Annotated in this window: 15 protein-coding genes and 1 pseudogene; 1 reads left to right on the forward strand and 15 read right to left on the reverse strand. The window is 51.4% G+C overall.

What is annotated here, in order from left to right:
- Positions 1-443: 443 nt before the first annotated feature.
- From phaC to EDM56_RS01765, 8 genes are all read right to left on the reverse strand, one after another.
- On the reverse strand, positions 444-1472 hold the full coding sequence (gene phaC, locus EDM56_RS01730; RefSeq protein WP_122916151.1) for a class III poly(R)-hydroxyalkanoic acid synthase subunit PhaC: 1029 nt from the start codon (positions 1470-1472) through the stop codon (positions 444-446).
- A 57-nt stretch (positions 1473-1529) separates the two neighbouring features.
- Positions 1530-2306 carry a 3-oxoacyl-[acyl-carrier-protein] reductase gene (gene fabG, locus EDM56_RS01735; RefSeq protein ID WP_122916152.1) on the reverse strand — a complete coding sequence of 259 codons (777 nt, stop codon included), beginning with the start codon at positions 2304-2306 and terminating at the stop codon, positions 1530-1532.
- An 18-nt stretch (positions 2307-2324) separates the two neighbouring features.
- Positions 2325-2768 (reverse strand): hypothetical protein, encoded by a 444-nt coding sequence (locus tag EDM56_RS01740; protein ID WP_148040346.1) that lies wholly within the window; start codon positions 2766-2768, stop codon positions 2325-2327.
- Positions 2769-2773: 5 nt separating this feature from the next.
- On the reverse strand, positions 2774-3049 hold the full coding sequence (locus tag EDM56_RS01745; protein ID WP_122916154.1) for a hypothetical protein: 276 nt from the start codon (positions 3047-3049) through the stop codon (positions 2774-2776).
- Between the two features lie 451 nt (positions 3050-3500).
- On the reverse strand, positions 3501-5309 hold the full coding sequence (locus EDM56_RS01750; RefSeq protein WP_122916155.1) for a hypothetical protein: 1809 nt from the start codon (positions 5307-5309) through the stop codon (positions 3501-3503).
- Positions 5310-5583: 274 nt separating this feature from the next.
- Complete coding sequence (locus EDM56_RS01755) at positions 5584-6459, reverse strand: radical SAM/SPASM domain-containing protein (RefSeq protein ID WP_122916258.1); 876 nt, start codon at positions 6457-6459, stop codon at positions 5584-5586.
- A 194-nt stretch (positions 6460-6653) separates the two neighbouring features.
- Entirely contained in the window at positions 6654-7697 is a 1044-nt protein-coding gene (locus EDM56_RS01760; RefSeq protein WP_122916156.1) for a glycoside hydrolase family 113 protein, read from the reverse strand.
- A 112-nt stretch (positions 7698-7809) separates the two neighbouring features.
- Positions 7810-9105: an aspartate aminotransferase family protein gene (locus tag EDM56_RS01765; protein ID WP_122916157.1), complete on the reverse strand. Its 1296-nt coding sequence runs from the start codon at positions 9103-9105 to the stop codon at positions 7810-7812.
- A 226-nt stretch (positions 9106-9331) separates the two neighbouring features.
- On the opposite strand from EDM56_RS01765, the gene EDM56_RS01770 reads away from it, so the two are divergent.
- Positions 9332-9856, forward strand: a complete 525-nt coding sequence (locus tag EDM56_RS01770) for a Crp/Fnr family transcriptional regulator (RefSeq protein ID WP_122916158.1) — start codon at positions 9332-9334, stop codon at positions 9854-9856.
- Here the strand turns inward: EDM56_RS01770 and hmpA are convergent, their stop codons facing one another.
- The 7 genes and pseudogenes from hmpA to EDM56_RS01805 form a co-directional block, all read right to left on the reverse strand.
- Complete coding sequence (gene hmpA, locus EDM56_RS01775; protein ID WP_122916159.1) at positions 9857-11074, reverse strand: NO-inducible flavohemoprotein; 1218 nt, start codon at positions 11072-11074, stop codon at positions 9857-9859.
- A gap of 204 nt (positions 11075-11278) precedes the next feature.
- Positions 11279-11641: pseudogene (locus EDM56_RS01780) on the reverse strand (TroA family protein); the annotation flags it as partial.
- An 83-nt stretch (positions 11642-11724) separates the two neighbouring features.
- The gene (locus tag EDM56_RS01785) at positions 11725-12801 is read right to left on the reverse strand and encodes a glycosyl hydrolase family 18 protein (RefSeq protein WP_122916161.1); all 1077 of its coding nucleotides are present in this window, start codon (positions 12799-12801) and stop codon (positions 11725-11727) included.
- Positions 12802-12883: 82 nt separating this feature from the next.
- Positions 12884-14647, reverse strand: coding sequence for a polysaccharide deacetylase family protein (locus EDM56_RS01790; protein WP_122916162.1), 1764 nt, complete (start codon positions 14645-14647; stop codon positions 12884-12886).
- Positions 14648-14691: 44 nt separating this feature from the next.
- On the reverse strand, positions 14692-16515 hold the full coding sequence (locus EDM56_RS01795) for a glycosyltransferase (protein WP_425456270.1): 1824 nt from the start codon (positions 16513-16515) through the stop codon (positions 14692-14694).
- 131 nt (positions 16516-16646) lie between these two features.
- Entirely contained in the window at positions 16647-17960 is a 1314-nt protein-coding gene (locus EDM56_RS01800; protein ID WP_122916163.1) for a nucleotide sugar dehydrogenase, read from the reverse strand.
- 27 nt (positions 17961-17987) lie between these two features.
- Positions 17988-19439 carry a polysaccharide deacetylase family protein gene (locus EDM56_RS01805; RefSeq protein WP_246009220.1) on the reverse strand — a complete coding sequence of 484 codons (1452 nt, stop codon included), beginning with the start codon at positions 19437-19439 and terminating at the stop codon, positions 17988-17990.
- Positions 19440-19539: the final 100 nt, after the last annotated feature.

The following is a 19539-nucleotide window of genomic DNA, read 5'->3' on the forward strand; positions in this document are numbered from 1 at the left end:
TCATCACCTTCTAATCAGTACTTATGTGTATTTTACACCTAGGTGTTTGGTTTGTATACGGGGTTTTGGAAAAATTAACAAATTGATTATAAGGATTGACTTCGGTGGTAGAACGGGGATTTTCGGGAAAAAGTTACGCGTCAGCTGTTACGATGCCCGCTGGGGGTCGGGGTGAACGGCTCCGCGGAAAAACGGAAACCGCGCCCAAAAGCCACACGCTGCGCGGCGGGTGTATCTCAATGATGATGTTGGACGCGAAAGACGTTTCCATTTTTCCGCTCCGCCTGGTAGGCATCGTCAAGGCTTCCGCTCCACTTTTTCCCGAAAATCCCTTCGCTGCAGATGGAATCATCCTTTAAAATTTTGAGAGCAAAATGGAAAAAACCCTTGGACACGCACCGCTCTGTCCGAAGGGTCTTTTGCTTTTTATCCAGTCTTCTTATTTAATTCCGTTCCATAAGCCATGCTGCCGTCTCCGGGTACACTTGCTTGCGCGCCGTTCCGCCGAATACTAGCGAGACGTGTCCGACCGGATAGTTGTGTTCCTTCTTATCGGTCGAGCTGACCAGGTCTAGCAATGCTCGCGTCTGGGCGCATGGGGCGATGTGGTCGGTGGCGGCGGTGAGGACTAGGACCGGGCATGTGATCGTGGCGAGGTCGACCTTTCGATTGCGCAGGACGATTTCGCCTTTGATCAGCTTGTTCTGCTGGTAAAAGTCGCGGATCCACTCGCGGTACGCCTGACCTGGGAAGTCAGTTCCGTCGTTGACCCACTTGTTGAGCAGGCGCCAGTTGTGGACGAATTTGTCGTTGCCGACGTTGGCATACAGATGCATCAGCGGATTGACGAAATTGGTCAGCGGCTTGAGCATCTTATTGCCAAAGTCGATCACATGCGACGGGACGTTGCCGTATGTTTCGACCAGCTTGTCGACGTCAAAGCTTTTCGGGTCCAGCCATTTGTTGTACAGCGGCGCATGGTCAAAATCGATCGGGGCCGCCAGCACCACGAGGTTTTTCACTTTCTCGGGGAACAACGACGTGTACATCGCCCCGATTGTGCCGCCCATGCAATAGGAGAAGAGGTTGACCTGGGACTGCCCGCTATGTAAGCAGGTGCGCTCTATTGCCTTATGCAAGTAATCGTACAAATAATCGGCGAATCCATTGTGGCGATCCTCGTAGCCAGCTTCGCCCCAATCCAGCATGTAAACATCGAAGCCTTCGTTTACCAAATACTCGACAAACGAATTGCCTGGCTCAATGTCGAGGATGTACGGTTTGTTGATCATCGCATAGAGCATGAAAACTGGCACACGGTGCTTAATTTCCACACCCGGCAGCGAAAAGCGGTACAGCTTCGTTTTGTTTTTGCGCCAGATGACTTCTTTTGGCGTCTGGCCCGTGTCAGGCTGGGCTTGCGTAAGCACCTTGCATACTTGCGTAAAACGATCTGTTTCGATTCCGTTCACTCGCGATTCCCTCCGTAAAAGCGCCCTCGCCTAAGAGCGGGGCGCCCTCCTTTGTGCTTACATGTACATGCCGCCGTTTACATTGATGCACTGGCCGGTGATATATTCGCCGTCGACCGCGAGGAAACGCACCGCTTTTGCAATTTCCGCTGGCGTACCGAAGCGGCCTTTCGGGATTTTAGATGTGATTTTTTCCTGCACTTTTTCCGGTACTTCAGCCACCATATCCGTGAACGTGTAGCCAGGGCACACCGCATTGACGGTGATGTTGTTGCGCGCGGTTTCCAGTGCAAGCGACTTGGTAAAGCCGATCATGCCCGCTTTTGCCGCCGCATAGTTGGTTTGGCCAAAGCCGCCCGCCTGCCCGATAATGGAGGAAATGTTGATGATGCGACCGAAGTCTTGCTCAACCATATGCGGCAGAACGCGCTTAGTGAGATGGAACAAGCTGTTCATGTTGGTCGAGATGACCGCGTTCCACGCTTCTTCCGTCATGTTAAGAAAACGCGAGTCGCGGGTGATGCCCGCATTATTGATCAGGATGTCGATAGTACCGTGAGCTTCGAGAATCTCGTCGCAAAGACGAGCGATGTCCTCCGTTTTGCTCACATCACCTTGGATGGCCGAAACGTTTTGGTTGTACTCATAAATTTCGTGAACCACTTGCTCAGCGCGCTCGGCATTGGACACGTAATTGACGACGATCGTCGCGCCATGCAGTGCCAGCTCCTTGGCGATTTCGGCCCCGATTCCCCGGGAGCCGCCTGTCACCAGTGCCACCTTTCCTTGCAAAGGTTTATTCAGTTCAGCCAATTTTTTCTCCAAAAGTGCCATCGTTTCATTCCTCCAATTTTATTCGTTTGCGTGATCCTCGCTTTTTTGCGCACGTTTCCGGTTGTTGTTGGAAGTGTTACCTAGCAGGTTTACAGAGATTGTGTCAAGCTGGTTTGTGATCTGGGAGAGTTGATCACGGATTTCTTGTGGGGGATTGGCGTTAGCTTCTATTTGCACGAGACGTTCCTCGACTGCATCCACTTTCGCTTCCAGGCCGATGAGCAGATCCATAATGCGGGCCAGATCGCTTTTTGTTGGAACGTTATACGTCTGGAAAAGCTGCTCCGCATGTTTGCGCATCGTCTGTTCCATTTGCAGGGAGATTGTCAGGAGTTGACCGGAGAATGCGGCGTATTCATCGCTTTCCAGCCATTTTTGCATCGATTTGGAGATTGTTGGTTCCATTTCGGTATACATGGATTTCCAGATCGAGAATGGGTCCATGTAGTTGGGCGTTTGCATGAAAATCACCTGGACCCTTCATTCTGATAAATGTTCAACAGAGAGCGGAATTGCTCTTCGAATTCCTTGTGTGCGGCAAGCTGCTGTGCCTGAAGCTGTTCAAGTCGTGACAAGAATTGCTCGGATCCTTGCTGCGTCAAGCTGTTGCCAAATCGCTGCGCCTCGCTTTGCGCCCAATTCAGCATGTCGACAGAAGCGGTCACGGTCTGCTTCATCACGTCAAACAGCTGTGCGGTACTTCGCTGAGACTGTTCCAGATAATAATCTGTCAATCGGTCCACAGTGGTCCCTCCCTTTTTTCATGGCGCCATCTCTTTTGTTGAACGCCCTGTTGAACGAAATGATTCGTCCTAGTACACCCATACAATAATCGATGGCGTGAAGCTAAGAAACACTTTTTCATTGACTTAATTTGACAAGAATTCCCATAGTTGGTTCACTATTTTTCATCCCGCCGCACGTCATGAAGATGTGTTGCTGCTCCGTTTTTTGGCATAAGTCAGGTATATGACCTCGCGAACAAATTATGTCGAATAAGAGGGAATCTAACAGTTTCTTCACAGATTGTTAACAAAGAAAAGGCTTCCAGCGCGAAGGGCCTGTCCGTTTTCATATAAAAAAAGGAAACGTACATTCGCTTCGAGAGCAATTGTATGTTCCCCTAATTTTTACCATAAATATATTGTATAATTTAACTATATTAATTTATTGTGGAGATTTCGTGCAAAATCTTTAATCGTATGTAACAGGTTTTTGCTTTGTCCGTTTAAACAGTTTTCGACAAAATGCTACTGTGAGCTTCCAGAGCATCTTGAGCCAATGGAAAATGAACTGAATCGGATTGGCGGTAAAACGGTAGGGTGACACCTGCGCATGCAAATTGCTGACAGGCTTCAGATACTTGCGCTGAATTTCTTCCACCGATAAAGCGGCCGGCTGCACGATCTCGCGCTCCCACTCTTCCAAGGATGAGTCCAGCCGTATTCCATGCGCCTGCAGCTGCTCCTTCAAATCCGAATCAGCCGGCGTAGGCAGCCACCACGTGTAAACGGCACTTGTTTTGCCGTCAACCAGTAGCTCAATGTAATAGGAAAACATCGCGGCAGTCGTTTTGTTGCCGTAATCGAGATCGTCATGCGGTGCGGGTGCTGGATAATGCGCAGGATAGCGGAACGGGCCATGCTTGAGGAACAAGCCGATCAAACCGACAGGCGGCACGTTATTTTCGTAGCCGGGAATCACGATTGGAAGCTCCGCGGTAAAATCGACGCGGATGATCACGCCATCGATAAACGCGCGCTCGACCTTGTCCTCCTGTGAGTAGATTCCGAGCTCACGTGCCTTCTTGTCCCAATAGACGACCGAGGTGTTGTGCGAAAGCCAGAATTGATAAGACATCTCCAAAAATATCGCATAAAAAGAAGAAAATGATTTCTCGTCAAATGGGTTGATGAACTCCTGCAGGCGGAAATAGCCGTTTTGCTCGCGCCATGCCTTCCCCTTGTTCAAATAATCGACGAGCCGCTGGATCCGGTATTCCTCACTCGACTGATTGGCGGCGCTCAAGCGGGCCGCCTCCATCAAATCGGCGGTGAAGTTACCGTTCACGTACTCCCAATAATTGACCTGTCCTTGTGAAAAGCGCGCATCGCTGAGTCGCCCGCTCTCCACTTCCCATTGCGTGAATATTTCAACATCAATTCCCAAATATAGCTCCGTCATTTCCAGCGGATGAAGCGGGTTGCCTGTAAAGCCGTCTACCACCGCCACGATATAAGGGCTAGCCTCCAGGTACCACTGCTTGATCAATGCAGGCCTTGCAGACGGCGGAATCGTCGTCGGCTCCTCGATGTCTGCCAAAGCTGAAGACAACGGCGCGTAATCGGGCAGAGCCGAGTAGCTGTCATAGTGTACGACGACAAACTGATGGTTTACGCACGCCCGCTCATCAATGACCAGCTCCTGCCAAGCATGCTGGGCGCTCCCTCCCTTTACGCCCATGATCAGGATCGGCGCTTCCCGCCTTCCGTTCAAATTCAGCGTCCCGCCTTGATGCACATGCAGCGATTGGCCGTGGCGGAAATTCAGCACAACCCCTTGCTCCACCTCAAGCACGGCGCCCGGAGCCAAAACGAGCGGCTCCGGTCCCAGCATGTAAGGGCCGGCTTGCGCGGATAAATGCCTGGTACCTTCGATGAATCCTGACAAACTCGCATATTTTTCGACATGCAGGCGGTACGGCTCCGGTTCCTCAAACATGCCATCTGTCGATATCTTGATGTAGCAATACCCTGCAGACGCAGCGATATACGTGCCGAGGCCGGGCGTATTGCTACTGCAGACCGACTGTTCAGGTTCCGTTTCGTGCTCACAAAACAGGTGCAGCGCAAAGCTTTGACCATCTGGAATGTTGCTTACCTGCACTTCAATCGCTTCTTTTGGCTCAAGCCAAATCCGGTACCACGTTTCCTTATCATTTGAGCGGTCGTCCATTCGTTGGGGTGCCGCCATTTGCGTAAGCGCCGCTTGCTCTATAATCATTGCCCAGTCTCCTTTTCACGTTTTGAATCGAAAGGTCTCTGGTACAATGTTCACAGACGATGACTGCCCACCTTTTCCCCAAAAGAAAACCTCTATCCAAATCGGCCCTGTCATAGAGCGATCGTAATAGAGGTTGGCACTTCCCGCTGTATCATGTTGACATTCTTAGGACGTTTTCGCTGGTTGACACAGTAAAAAATACCCCTTTCGACCTTAGTTCCATTATAACCGATGGACTAATATTGGTCTTTAGGGGTTTGCGACTTTCGACATACTACGCGCCGAATCGTTGTCGATATCCGCAACGTTTGCACAATTCCTCGACGGCCTCTCGGCGGGAAAAGCCCTCAACGAGTTGATTAGCCCGTTCGCCGTCTACGATTTCTGTAAACGTCGCCTGGTTCATATTACCCAAATTAATGACGCCCTCGCCATCCAGGCAGCATGGCACGACAGTCCCATCGACGAGAATGGCCGCTTGGCTGCGCAGCGCATAGCAAAAGCCTTTACCCTCGTCAGCAGGCGCTGTCAGGCTCGGCCATTGGAATTCGTGATCCTGGTTCAAATAAACGCGGGGCGCAATCTTCACACCGCTGCCCGGCACGACTTTCTCCTCGATCTTGTAGTCGAGATCGAATTCCTTTTCAATAATCGCAAGCGTTTGCCGGTTTCTGCTCTTTTGAATATTCGTCGCGTTATCTTGCGTCAAATTCCACAGGCGGAACGAAAAGATGACATTGTGCTGCGCCGCTTCCCGCACGAACGAAAGAATCTCCCGCAGGTAGCCTTCCCGGTCTGTCGAGCCTTCGTGCCCGTCGAAGCTGTGGAGTGAAAAATTCATTTGCCGTAGCGCAGGCTTGCCGAGCAGCTTGTGCCGATTTTTCTTGATGAGCGTCCCGTTTGTCGTAATATTGACTTTGAAGCCCTTGGCGTGGGCGATATCGAGCAGCTCATCGATTTTGGGATGCAAAAGCGGCTCGCCTTTGACGTGCAGATAAACAAAATTCGTATGCGGCTTGATTTGGTCCAAGCGCTTGATGAAATCGTCCACCTTGATAAAATTCGCCTTGCGCTCCGTAGGCGGACAGAACGTACAGGCGAGATTGCAGACGCTGGTGATTTCTATATAGACTTTTTTAAATGTTTTCAAGATGTGGTTCCCCATTCCCCATGTCTGTCTTTATATGTCGAATGCTAGTCATCCTTCCTATAGTACCATAGGTAGACTTTCCTTCGGTATCGGTGCATTCTGGGGAAGCACACTCCTTAAAACCGAACGACTCGTAATGAAAAAAGAGCCCTTCCGCTCATTCAGAAGGGCTCCTTTTACGTAAAACGGTGCAGCTACGGTTTTGCGTAGTGGTTGGCCAGCGCGCGGAACGATTTTTTCGGTTCCCACGGCATGTCCGGATAAGCATCGCCGTTTTTTCCGACATACGATTTGACCACGCTGTAGCTTGCCATGTCGAGGTCATAGCGCGGGTCTTCATGATGCGGATAGGTGGCCATGACGAACGTAAACCAGAAAGCTCCATCCACCTTTTCCCCCGCAAAAATGTCCAGCAGCTCTTCCATGCAGCGGACTTGAACGTCCTCATCCCGCACATAATCCCCTTTGATCTTATGAGGGGGTTGGGACCTGTCGACGATTGCCCAGCCGTAGCCTCCCTTCTCCTCAGCGCCCTTGTACGTGCAGCAGCCGAATTCGGTAACGACCACGGGTTTTCCATGGGTGAAGTAGCCTCGAAGCTTTTCGCGGTACGTTTTTTGGCTGAACGCATCGCGGTAGTAATCAACTGCAACCAGATCAAACAGCTGCCATTGGACATGCTCCCACGTACCTGACGCGTACGTGAGCTGCCCGTGAAAATGCTCCCTCACCTGTGCTGCAGCCTTGCCCAGAAAAACATTCAGCCTTTTGTGAAACGATCCTCGGCGAATCGTGCTTATCAGCAAACGCCATGGCTTCATGAACGTCTGGATGCGGTCAAATGCTGTCTCACCGTCGACAAGCCCTTTCATGAAAAAAGTCAGCTCGCATCCGACAACGAAAACGATGTGGGGCGAGCGCATCCGCAGCACTTCCGCCGCTTTGGCGCAATCGGCTAGGTAGCGTAGCGTATCCCGTTCATCCGCATCCACGAAACTGGGAGAAAACCAGACCTCCAACCCTTGGGCTGCAGCGTATTCGGCAGCCAGCACCAGCCGATCGATCGCTTGGCCGGAAATCCGCACCGCCGTGCAATGCAGCTCATTTTTGATGATCTCCATTTCTCGCCTGACGATGGTAGGGTTGAATTCATCGCGGGACGATGCTCCCTGTCCGCGGGTAAACGTCCCTACATCATAATTGATGCCTTTACGATTGAGCGTTTGCGAGTCGGCCATCGTGACTCACTCCCCTTTCCAAAAGCCTTACGTTCGCATAAGGTAATTGTGCCCAGCGAATCTTCTTTTCTACCGTCCTATACGAACAAGTGAAAGAAAGGGTGAGTGTTTTTTATACACATTTGGCAATGACGTTCATGGAATCGGTAAAGGCCTGTACGGCTTGCTCGATATGGGATTCGGTCATGACCGTGGACAAATTCCACATCCCTCGTGGCGCGGTAAAGATTCCGCGATTGATCAGCTCGATGTGAAGTAACGCTGCGAGGTCATTGCGTGATAGCAATGTAGACGAGTAGTTGATGGGCGGCTGTTCGGTAAAATGCACATGTAGTAACGAGCCTGTACGTGTGATCGATGCGGGAACGGCAAGTCGCTCGATCGTCTCGTGCATACCGGTTTCCAATCTCTGGGCCAATGTTTCTAAACGCGTAAGTGCATGCTCATCCAACAGCTCCATGGAAGCTATTCCGGCTGCCATCGTAACCCTGTTGCCGTTGAATGTGCCACCATGTGACAAAGATGTCGATTGAGCGGGATCGAAGAGAGACATAATGTCCGCCCTTCCACCAAACGCCCCGACCGGAAAACCGCCACCGATAATCTTAGCCAATGCGGTCAAATCCGGGGTCACTTGATACTTGCTTTGCGCGCCCCCTGTGCTTAAGCGCAATGTCTGAACTTCATCAAAAATCAAGAGGACGTCATATCGGTTCACTAGCTCGCGCAAACCCTCCAAATATCCCGGCAAAGGAGGAATGACGCCGGCAGACCCCATAACAGGCTCCACGATTACGGCAGCGATTTCTTTTGCCCGCTGAATCAGGAGTCGTTCCATCGCCTCTACATCATTGAATGGCACAGCATAAATATCCTCCGCCACCCGTGCGGGGACTCCCATCGAGGACGTCTCGCTTTGCGCTGTGTCGTGAGTCCCGTGATAGCCCCCCTCCATTTTGATGATCCCGGCGCGATTGGTAAATGCACGGGCGGCACGTATGGCAAACATGGTCGCCTCCGTACCGGAATTGCAAAAACGAATCCGCTCGATTCCCGGCACTCTGGCGCACAACACATCGGCGAGTATGATCTGTTCCTCGATGACGCTGGCATAGGATGTCCCCAAGCTCAGCGCGTGATTGACTCTCTCTATAATCTTCGGATGCGCATGTCCGTGAATGGTTGACGTGTAATTATTTAAAAAATCCAAGTAGCGATTCCCGTCCCGATCATGCAATTCCGGACCAACTCCCTCGCTTACGGTGAGTGGATAAGGACGAAAAAACGCAGTCGTACGCGTGTCGCCACCCGGCATGACTAGCCGTGCCGCCTCATACATCTCCTTTGACTTTTGGGTCCGATGAGAATACGCTTGTACGGCAATTTCATAGGCCGTTTGTTGATCCATGTGAATTCTCCTTCCTTTGTTCCGGGTTGTTTAATAATCAAAATATTATGAACGGAAAAATAACATTAGCCTCATCATAGGGGATCAGCGACAGCACAGCAATGGTCTATTGATTTGTTCCCAATACTTTTTACCACCTCTTACTGAAAATGATATGCTTGTAATGAGAAAAACAAGCGAATGCGCTGATCGGGCACGTTCGCTTGTGTCACTGACGGAGGTCACGATGATTCTACATAAAGGCGAAACATTGTTTCGACAAGGTGAAAAAGGACCGCTCTTCCATTTGAAGAGCGGCCTGTTGAAGATTGTTCGCGTTCACCAAGATGGAACGACGATACTTGTGAATGTGATTGTTCCGAATGAAACGATCCCCCACCATTCGCTGATCAGCCCGAATCCGTATTATGGCACTGCAATCGCGCTGACGACCTGCGAGATCGACGTGTTGTCCGAACGCGAATGGTACCAGGACTTGCAGCAGCATCCGCAAAAAGCTCTCACCATCGCCTTACAGCTGCAAGAAAAACTGCGGATGATGCAACAGCGGATCGATCAGCTGACCGAATCCGCTCCTGCCGCAAAGCTGAAAAAGCTGCAGGCGTGGTTTGACGTTTACATTGCGCCGCAAGCGCTGACCGATGTTCTAACGCAAGATGAAATCGGCCAGTTCATCGGGCTGCGGCGCGAGACGGTGAATCGACTGCTTCGCGCGCAGTTATTGGAGCATCCCGAATCGTCGGAGGAATGATCAGCCCAGATCTGCCGCAGGGCCGAAAAACTCATAATGCAGGTCGGCAGAAGCCGCACCCATCTCTGTGAGATAGCTGTGCACGGCCTTCATGTAGGACACTGGACCGCAGAAGTAGAACGCTGCATCCGTCGTTGGCAGTACCTGCTTAAGCCACGCCAGATCGATATACCCTTCCTTCTCAAACGCGCCCGCTGCTCGGTCCTGCTCAGTCGGCTGTGTATAGCACCAGTGAACGGACAGCTGGCTGTGCTTGCTGGCCAGTTCCTCGATTTGCGCTTTCATCGCATGGGTATCGCCATTTTGGGTGGAATGGATGAAGATGACTTGCCGCTGTGCATTCGCTGCAACCGACGCCTGTAACATGCTGACCATCGGCGTGAGTCCGACACCGCCGCTCAGCAGTACGAGTGGGCGTGCATCCTCCTGATTCAATACGAAATCACCTGCAGGCGCGGACAGCAACAAGGTATCCCCTTGCTCCACCTTTTGGTGCAAATAATTCGATACTTTTCCGGCTGGACGATCCCGCTGTCCATCCTCACGCTTCACCGAAATCCGGTAGTATGGCTTGCCTGGCGCATCGGACAGGCTGTATTGGCGGATGTGTGTGTTCGTCTCACCTGGGATGTCCAGCTTCACGCTGATATACTGTCCAGGCGCAAAACTCGCAATTGTTCCTCCATCCTGCGGAACCAGGTAAAACGTGGTGATGCGGTCGCTTTCCTGCACCTTGCGTTCGACCCGAAATGGTCGGAACCCTTCCCAGCCGCCTTGCTGCTGTTCCGCTTGGTCATACATCTCAGCCTCGATGCTAATGAACACATCGGCGATGACGCCGTATGCTTCCGCCCAAGCCCCAATAATCTCTTCCGTCGCCGCATCGCCTAATACATCTTTAATCGCTGCAAGCAAATTTTGCCCAACGATCGGATAATGCTCCGGCTTGATCCCGAGGCTGCGGTGCTTATGGCCGATTTGTTTGACGACCGGGATGATCGCTTCCAAATTGTTGATATGGAGCGCTGCCGCATATACCGCATTCGCCAAGGCCGTTTGCTGTCTTCCTTGCTTTTGGTTCGCATGGTTGAAAATATTGAGCAGCTCCGGATGATTGGCAAACAACATTTCGTAAAAACGTTTTGTAATATCGGTTCCGTGCTTTTCGAGCACAGGGACTGTCGCTGTAATCACTTGTCTAGTTTTTTCGCTTAGCATGAACGTTCACTCACCTTCGTGTGGCTTGATATACATCAAGTATAGTGAGCGCCGCGCATCCCATATGTGATTCAAATCACACGAAAAAGCAACGATTTGTGACAGACAGTGGAATGCTTCATGTGAAACATCGCCACTGCAAGCAAAAACCCATCCTTCGGAATAACCGCTGGGACGGGTTTTATTTGCTGCATGTACGACGCGCTATTGCTTTTTCTTGTTCTCTTCCGCGCGCTTGATCAACATATCGACAATCAAATCGATTTTGCCCATGATGGCGATTGGGTCATAACGATAGAACGTATTGAAATCGTTATAAAAAATCGTGTTGTTTTTCGCCGCCTTCAGCCCTTGCCACACCTTGGATTCTTTCAGCTTTTTCAGCTGGTCGCCTTTCTCCTTTGGATCATAGGTGGTCAAAAACCTATAGTCAGCGGCGTATTGCGGCAGCGTCTCCATCGACAGCTGCAGCGTCTGGTTTTTGGTGTTGTTCACGGACGGCATCTTTATTTGCAGTGCGTTGTAAACAGCTTGGCATCCACGTCCCGCGTTATCGCCGAAGATCCAGCGACCGATGCCACGCAGCCGAAGAAAAAAGCCATGCGCTCGCATGGCTTCTCTTACACTCTCATTTTCAATTTCACTGAACACTATTGATTCAAATACCATAGCAATTCCTTGCCCAAACCTCCGAGTCTCCACAGCGCGATTTTGGTGTAGCCACTTTGTCTCGCCACCTGAATCCATTGCTCGACGGTCTCTTCGTCCGCATACCAGACCGTATGCTTGCCATTCTCTTTATCGACATACTGGAAAGACAGGCTGCTGCTGGCGGCATCGCGCTTTGGCGGCTCCAAGCTACCCCGAGACAGCTCGGCCGCCTGTTTTTCGGTCACAGCGGTGACCTCGCCGTTTTCTGCCCAGTCGAATCCTCCTGCTGACAGCGCAATGACATTATCACCGGGCACCTGCTTCAACCGATTTGCCAGCTGGGTGATGAACGCTTGATCCGCCTTAGGACCCGGCTTTGTGTTGGGCCCGTTCAAATTGTACGCCATCATGACATAAACCGGCCCTTGCGGCAAAGACAGCTTCTCGATCGGGGTTCGCGGCTCCAGCACCACGCGGAGCGTCTTCTCTCGCTCATGCAGCTGCTGGTTCAGATCGCCGATAAAGCGAATCAGATTGGGCCAATCTTTGTCGTCGACCTTTTCATAATCAAGCTCGACACCGTGGAAATTAAAGCGCTCAACCGCATCCAAAATTTCTTTCAGATGCTTCTCCCGGCTGTCTTCCGTCGCCATGAGCCGCGTGACGATGCTGGAATCTTTTTGTACTTCGGTTCCATCTGAATTCACCCGATCGTTCACAATCGTTAGGTCGACATTGACGAGGCTGCTCTGCCTTGCCGCTTCTTTGATTTTCGGAAGCATCTGCTGTGCTTCCGCTGTGAAAAGAAGGTTGTCCTTCTCGTTGAAATAAGCGGCAAACATTTGCACGCTTGAAAGTCCATCCGTAATGCTCCGCAAATCTTCGATTCCTTCCTGCCACTGCCAGTCGGCCACCCATGCCGACAGCTCGACATGCGACGGCTCGGCCGCCTCGGCTTTTTGCAGCTTGGTCGGATCATTCCATTGCTTGACGCCCCATGCGGCCAGCACCCCGAGAATCACTGTGATGCTGAATATGACGACCGTCCGTTTGCCTCTCGGTTTTTCTTTAGCCACCTTTGCCTGACCCCTTTGCTTCTACAAGTGCAATTGCAACTCCGCCAAAAAAAGCTTGGCGAAGCCCAAGTTTTCTAACCGATTAGAAGGTGTCAATCACCCAGTCGATGGAAGCGGAAATCGCATTCTCTACCCTGCTGATCGCCCCTTGAAACCCTGTGTACGAATTGGTAAACAATACGGTTTGATCCGTCTCTTTCTCTCCTACAGACGCAACCTTGACATCCGTGAACACGCCGTCGTAGATGTCATCCTTCTTGTTTTTCTTGCTATATTGCGCTTCAAGCGCCACACCACCTTGTCCGATAGCAGGATCGATCGCCGTATTGTCCAAAACCGGCTTCTGATCCACCACTACGCGCAAGCTGCCGCCTTTCATGGTGATCTCCATCTGGCGCGTGTTTTTGATGTTGGTCGGGAACTCTTCCTCTTCATCCGGTGCTCCCGCCTGGGTCTGCGCCTTGGTGTACACGCTAGCCTTGTTGAACGCGAGATCTTCCGATTCCCACTTCACATCGCTCAGCTTGCCGGAATACAGCTCCTGCACCTGACCGCCCGGCTTCTTCTGCTCGACAATCAGCTTGTTGTCCTCCAGGGTGACGCGAACGAAGGCATCTGTTTTGCGATCGTAGCGGACATAAATCGTTTGCCTGCCGACCAGATTGCCATCCAGTTGGGCCGATACCTGAACATCCCGATTTCCCTCACTATTTTTCAAGTATAGCATGCCGCTTTCAGCAGGAGGGGACGTCAGCGCGATTTTGTTTTCCGTGAATTGAGCAGCGCCGGAAAGCTTCTGCCACTGATCGAACAGGTCCTCGTCGCCGCGCACGAACTTCATTTTCTGGCCGGTGTCTTTCTGGATTTTCATCAAAAGATGGTTCGTGTACCAGTAGGAAGCAGGCTGCACGCGTGTCAGGTTGTACAAGCCTGCGCTCTGATCGTTATAGACGTTGCCTTCGCGATTGAAGTGCATGTTGAAAATCTGGCGGATGTTGTTGTCGTTCACTTGGGAGACGAGCCGATTCATCCCTTCGTAAAGAGTATTGGCGTGCATGATCATGTAAACGCCCGGGACGAAACCCAATTCTTTCGTGTAGATGTCTTTCATCGCCTTGTAGTCGCTGGTGATCCGCGCCTCCATCTCGGTCCGGTCCTCCACAGGAATCATGTTGCTGTCCCGGATGAAATCCATCAAATAGTGGTTGTAGTACTCAATGTTCTCTTTGTTGGGGAGCTGGTTCTCGTTTCTTACCCCGATGAATTGGCCGTTGCGGTCAAATACGTTGATGTAGGTGAGGCGGTAGCCATTGCTGCCCAGCTCCCAAAAGCCGGTTTTTATCATTTTGAGCATGTCGGCCGGCTGCAGGAATTTGTTGTCGCTGTTCCCCACCTTATTGGCATAGGAGAGCGCTGTCGCCTTGTAATTGTACTTTTCCAGAATCGGATCAGCAAACAAGGCGGAGTCATTGCGTCCATCCTCGAAAGAAAGGAAGAGCGCTTTATCCGGCAACGGCTTCTTTTTGTTGTAATAATCAAGGATGTCCTGCTGTGAGACCGTGACATAGCCTTGATCATGCAGGGCCTGCAGCTGTTCGTCCAATTGATTTTTGGCGATTAGCTTAGACGTGCCTGTGCGCCCCACACCGAAATAAGAGAGTGCGATAAACCCTTTTTCATTGGTCCATGACTTATGGTCAGGCTCCGCGTAACTCGTAACCTGAAACACCGCTTGATATAAAAGAGTGCCCACGATCAGCAGAATGGCGAATTGCACAATCGTTTTGATAACCTTCTTACGATCCTTTTTGCGATAATCGAGGGCAACATTCGTTTTTTTCCCCATGTTCACTCTGACACCCTCACTCTACGGATTTTCCGAGGATTGCATTAGAACGGCAATCCAATGCCCTTCTTGTTTTTGTGCTTGCGGGCTTCCTTGCGTTTCCGTGCCTCGACATCCTGCGGAGTTTCCCTTGTCCCCCATGTCGATTTCCAGAATGTGACCCAAGCAACAGGCATTTGCCACAGCAATACAAGCTCGTAGAAAACGCAGAAGACGATCCCGAATACCCACAGCTTGCTTCGGCGGAACAGCAGATGGGCGAGGCTCATGAGCAGTGCCATCATGAACAGCCCCATTAAAAACGTGCTCGGGAAGACATGATGAATGATCGGCACATACCCCAAATTGTATAAAACGATGATCGGAGCCGCGATCGGCACGATCACGCCGACGTAGAAAAACAGTGCCATGAATGGTTCCTTGCGCCAAATAAAACCGCTGGCACGGAGCGATTCGCGCAGCCAGGAGCGCTTCCACCGCATTTGCTGCTTGAGGAAGACGCCCATATCAGACGGCACGATCGTCGAACAGATCGCTGAGTCCTGGTAGCCTGTCCGATGGGTTTTCAGGATAAAGTTCGTCATGGAGCGGTCATCGCCAAAAGTCGCGGGTTGACCGAGAAATTTTTGCGTTAGCCACGCATCCGCATGCTGCAGGATCAAATCCTTGCGGTAGCAGGACAGCGGGCCGGACAGGCAACTAACGCTGTCAAACCATGATTCCGCCGCCTTCATGATCCGAAACGCGATGTAATAGCGGACCGTCTGCAGTTTGGTGATCGAGTTGGTGAATTTGTTTTCCACATCCGTCCGGCCTGCTACGCCCCCCATTTTCGGGTCTTGGAACGGTTGGACGAGATGCCGGATCGCCGTCGGCTCAAGGAAGCTGTCGGAATCGACAAAAACGACCAAATCATGCTTGGCCATCTTCACGCCTTGGACCAACGCTTCTCGTTTTCCGCCGTTTTGGGGCAACACAAACATCTTCACCCGCTCTTGGGTCATGTAACGTTCGGCCTCGCTATGAATCATGCCGATCACCTTTTCGATCTGCTCGACCGATCTGTCTGTGGATCGGTCATCTACGACGATGACCTCCAGCTTATTAATCGGATAGTTTTGGTTGACACAGCTCAAGATCGTCCGGTGAATCCACTCCTCTTCGTTAAAACAAGGGATGATGATGGAAACGCCGGGCGTATAATCCGGATTGACGGGTACATCACGGTACAATGCTCCGAACAAATACCGTGTTAATAAAAAGGCTGCTGCGATCAAACTGTAGAGGTAAAGCAGGATGTTGTACTTGAAGTAAATGATGCTCTCTGCGCGCATGAGCATAATGAACAGCGCAGCGATGAAAAGCATTCCGCTGGACATGTAAATCGCGTAACCCCAGCGCTTTTCCTGGAAGTATTCGGTAAGCGGCCTAGCGAATTCAAACGCCACCATGTCCTGCTCTCTGCCGTCTATTTCGCGGGTAAAGGTGCGGACTGCTTTGGCGTCGAGCTTGACCGATAGCTCGAATCCTTCCGGCATTGTGCCTGGGGGGATCGTGCAGTGAATTTCCACCACCTGCCCGACCGCGATTTGCTGCTCATCGACCGCGATCAAAATCCCGGTTGCCGATATATCGACGGCGCGCCCTTTCAACCCCGATTTTTTTAGCTGCCTGCGCGGGAAAAGCACCACGTCAAAATCGGCCATATACCGCAGGCTGAGCATACGGATTTTATCAAGATACTCGGGGTCCACATGACTGCCATCGAAGGCAGTGTCCTTCATCCCGCGCCGATCGACATGCACGCGGATTTGCTCCGGGTCCGGGACATGGGAGAGCACGCGGCGATCCGTACGTGAGAGCGTCAAAACTTCCGGCTTTTTCTCCTTCGGCTCTTTTTGTTTCTTCGGCTTTTTCTGGTATAACGGCTCCCCTGCCTCCAGTTGTCTAGCTTGTCTTTCCTTTCGACTAATCACTGTCGCTCTCTCCAATCTTCTGTTTACAAGCTCCAGTAATGAATGCCCCTGCTCTCATAATCTGCTCGTGAAAATATTCCTTTCAGGTCAACCATGATGTTCGTCTGCCCGTCGCTGTACAGCTTCTCGAAATCAGTGACGCTCATCTCTGCAAAAGGAGCGTGGGGAACAGCGACTACAACCAAATCCAGTTCGCTCAAGGTGGACAAGTCAGATAGTTCAATGCCGTATTCTTTGAAGGCTTCCTCTTTATCCACCAGCGGGTCTACGACGAGCGGAACAATTCCGTACTCATTCAGCTCGTGAATCACATCGATCACTTTTGTGTTGCGGATATCGGCGCAATCCTCCTTGTAAGCGAGGCCGAGGATTGCGATCCGCGCGTTTTTGATATCCAGCTTCAAGCGGACGGCGGTTTTAATGATTTGCTGTGCGACGTAAGTGCCCATACCTTCGTTGATATGCCGCCCCGCGAGGATGATTTTGGAGCGGTAGCCGGTGTCTTCCGCTTTGTATGTCAAATAGTACGGGTCGATGCCGATGCAATGCCCTCCGACAAGCCCAGGCGAAAACGGAAGGAAGTTCCACTTGGTCTGTGCCGCCTGCAAGACTGCCTTCGTATCGATTCCCATCAGATTGAACAGCATGGCGAGCTCATTCATAAATGCAATATTGATGTCGCGCTGCGCGTTTTCAATCACCTTCGCTGCTTCCGCGACCTTGATGCTTTTTGCCCGATAGACGCCCGCATCGATGACGAGCTCGTACACTTTGGCAATCGTCTCAAGCGCTTCCGCATCGATTCCCGACACGATCTTGACGATATTTTCGAGCTTGTGAACCTTGTCGCCAGGATTAATCCGCTCAGGCGAATAGCCTACCTTGAAGTCAACGCCGCAGCGCATGCCTGATTCCACTTCCAGGATGGGGATGCAAATGTCATCGGTCACTCCCGGGTATACGGTCGATTCGAACACGACGACCGAGCCCGGCCGCAAATGCCGGCCCACAATGCTTGTCGCATGTTGGACGTAGCGCAAATCCGGTACGTTGCCGCTTTTGACCGGAGTCGGTACCGCCACGATAAAAAACCTCGCATCGCGCAGCATTTCCTCATCTGCCGTAAACGTAATGGACCTGTCAGACAGGCTTTCCTCTTCGAGAAGCTCCTGCCAGCCCGTCCCGTTCTGGAATGCCGCCACTTTCTGGGGGTTGACATCAAACCCGATCACATCAACCCGTTTCGCAAAGGCTGCTGCAATTGGCAGCCCAACATACCCCAAGCCGACAACGGCGATTTTTTCCTGTCGGTCGACAATTGATTCGTAAAGCTCCATGCTCTTCTCTCCTCTGTACCCGTTCATTTATGTACCAAACATATCTGTCATTTTTACAAAGGAGTACCCTTTGCTTCTCAATTTCTCAATGATCACCGGAAGTGCTTCAATCGTGTGAATATCGTCCAGCATATGAAGCAAAATGACGCTTCCGCTATGGGTTTGATCCATGACCGCCTGTACGATTCCATCCGCAGTCTGGGTTTTGACATAATCAGAAGGCGTCACATCGAAATTGGCGATCGTATGGTATCCCGTCGCCCCGATGGTGCGCAGCGTTTTGTCATCCACCACGCCTGTCGGTGGCCGGAAGTACATCGTCGGCTCGTGCTGGATCGCCTCGGTGATGATGCGATGCGCTTTGACGATCTCCTCCTGCAGCTGCGCCTGTGTAATGGTGGTGACAACAGGGTGAGAATACGTATGGTTGCCAACGTCGTGCCCTTTTTCGTAAATCGCTCGTGCCAGATTCGGGTTTTTTTCTACCCCGTCCGCACGCAAAAAGAACGACGCCTTCACGTTATATCGATCCAGCAGATCCAAAATTTTCGTGACGGTATCATCCGTTCCCCAATCATCAAACGACAAGGCGACCACTTTTTTCTCGGTAGAAAGACTACTAACCAGTCGGTATTGAGCACCACTTTGGTTTGGATTGATCTTGGCTGCAGCATACCCTGGAATCTCTTCCAGCGGCTTCCGTTCCCCGCCCTTTTCGATCAGGTCGTGCAGCGTGACGAATTGATAGCCGACGTCATCAGCCGCTTTGGCAAGCAGCGCGATGTCTTCCAGCAGATTTTTGTTTTCTTCCGTATCGATCTCAATGATGCCACCGCGATTGATATACTTGCGCACATAATGGCTTTTCTGCAGATCCGTCTCCTTCTGCCAGTTGTGCAGGAATAAACTGGCGGAAACGACGGCTTCCTGTCCGCTCTGTGCCGTCGCTAAGCGGACGTCATCGTTAAAGCTGTCAAGCTTTGTCCGGACATAGTGGGGAGTAATCCCCGTCGCCTTTTTGATCACCTGATCCCCCAGATTGATCTCGGAATAGAGCTCATTGTAGCTGAGCTTGGTCAAATCCAACCGATTCAGCGTATTGTTTTCAATCTCATGGCCTCTTGCCACAATCTCTTTCGCAATATCAGGCTCTTCTGCTACTCGCATGCCTGGTAAAAAAAAAGTCGCCTTGATATGGAACGCATCCAGTTTGTCGAGCAGCTTCTCCATCGTTTCGCGATCGGCCATCCCATCGAAAGTCAGGGACAGTGCTCTTCGCGTGGTATAAACCATGGAAATCGCCTTGCTTTTTTCTCCCGCAAACCGGACGATTTTTTTGGCGATAGGAGGTTTCCGCTTTGTGTCGACGCCTACCTCGTGGCCAGGGAGTTCGCAACCCGCCAGCATCGTCAAAGCCGTCGCCATCCCGAGCCATTTCGCTACCACATTCATCATTGTTGTCTTCTTGCCTTTTGCCATAACCGTGCTCCTTTTTTACCAGATGCCCGAAAGCAACGTTACCTCTACTCTCTCTAGTAAACTACTTCCGCTCACATACGTTGTATGTTGCTATCATAGT

It is taken from the genome of Brevibacillus fluminis, from assembly GCF_003710825.1.
Classification (GTDB): Bacteria; Bacillota; Bacilli; order Brevibacillales; family Brevibacillaceae; genus Brevibacillus_D; species Brevibacillus_D fluminis.

Excerpts from the sequence above, each read along its gene's own strand:
- fabG (WP_122916152.1), bottom strand. The coding sequence starts at position 2,306 with ATGGCACTTTTGGAGAAAAAATTGGCTGAACTGAATAAACCTTTGCAA.
- EDM56_RS01740 (WP_148040346.1), bottom strand. The coding sequence starts at position 2,768 with ATGCAAACGCCCAACTACATGGACCCATTCTCGATCTGGAAATCCATG.
- EDM56_RS01750 (WP_122916155.1), bottom strand. The coding sequence starts at position 5,309 with ATGATTATAGAGCAAGCGGCGCTTACGCAAATGGCGGCACCCCAACGA.
- EDM56_RS01760 (WP_122916156.1), bottom strand. The coding sequence starts at position 7,697 with ATGGCCGACTCGCAAACGCTCAATCGTAAAGGCATCAATTATGATGTA.
- EDM56_RS01765 (WP_122916157.1), bottom strand. The coding sequence starts at position 9,105 with ATGGATCAACAAACGGCCTATGAAATTGCCGTACAAGCGTATTCTCAT.
- EDM56_RS01770 (WP_122916158.1), top strand. The coding sequence starts at position 9,332 with ATGATTCTACATAAAGGCGAAACATTGTTTCGACAAGGTGAAAAAGGA.
- hmpA (WP_122916159.1), bottom strand. The coding sequence starts at position 11,074 with ATGCTAAGCGAAAAAACTAGACAAGTGATTACAGCGACAGTCCCTGTG.
- EDM56_RS01790 (WP_122916162.1), bottom strand. The coding sequence starts at position 14,647 with ATGGGGAAAAAAACGAATGTTGCCCTCGATTATCGCAAAAAGGATCGT.
- EDM56_RS01800 (WP_122916163.1), bottom strand. The coding sequence starts at position 17,960 with ATGGAGCTTTACGAATCAATTGTCGACCGACAGGAAAAAATCGCCGTT.
- EDM56_RS01805 (WP_246009220.1), bottom strand. The coding sequence starts at position 19,439 with ATGGCAAAAGGCAAGAAGACAACAATGATGAATGTGGTAGCGAAATGG.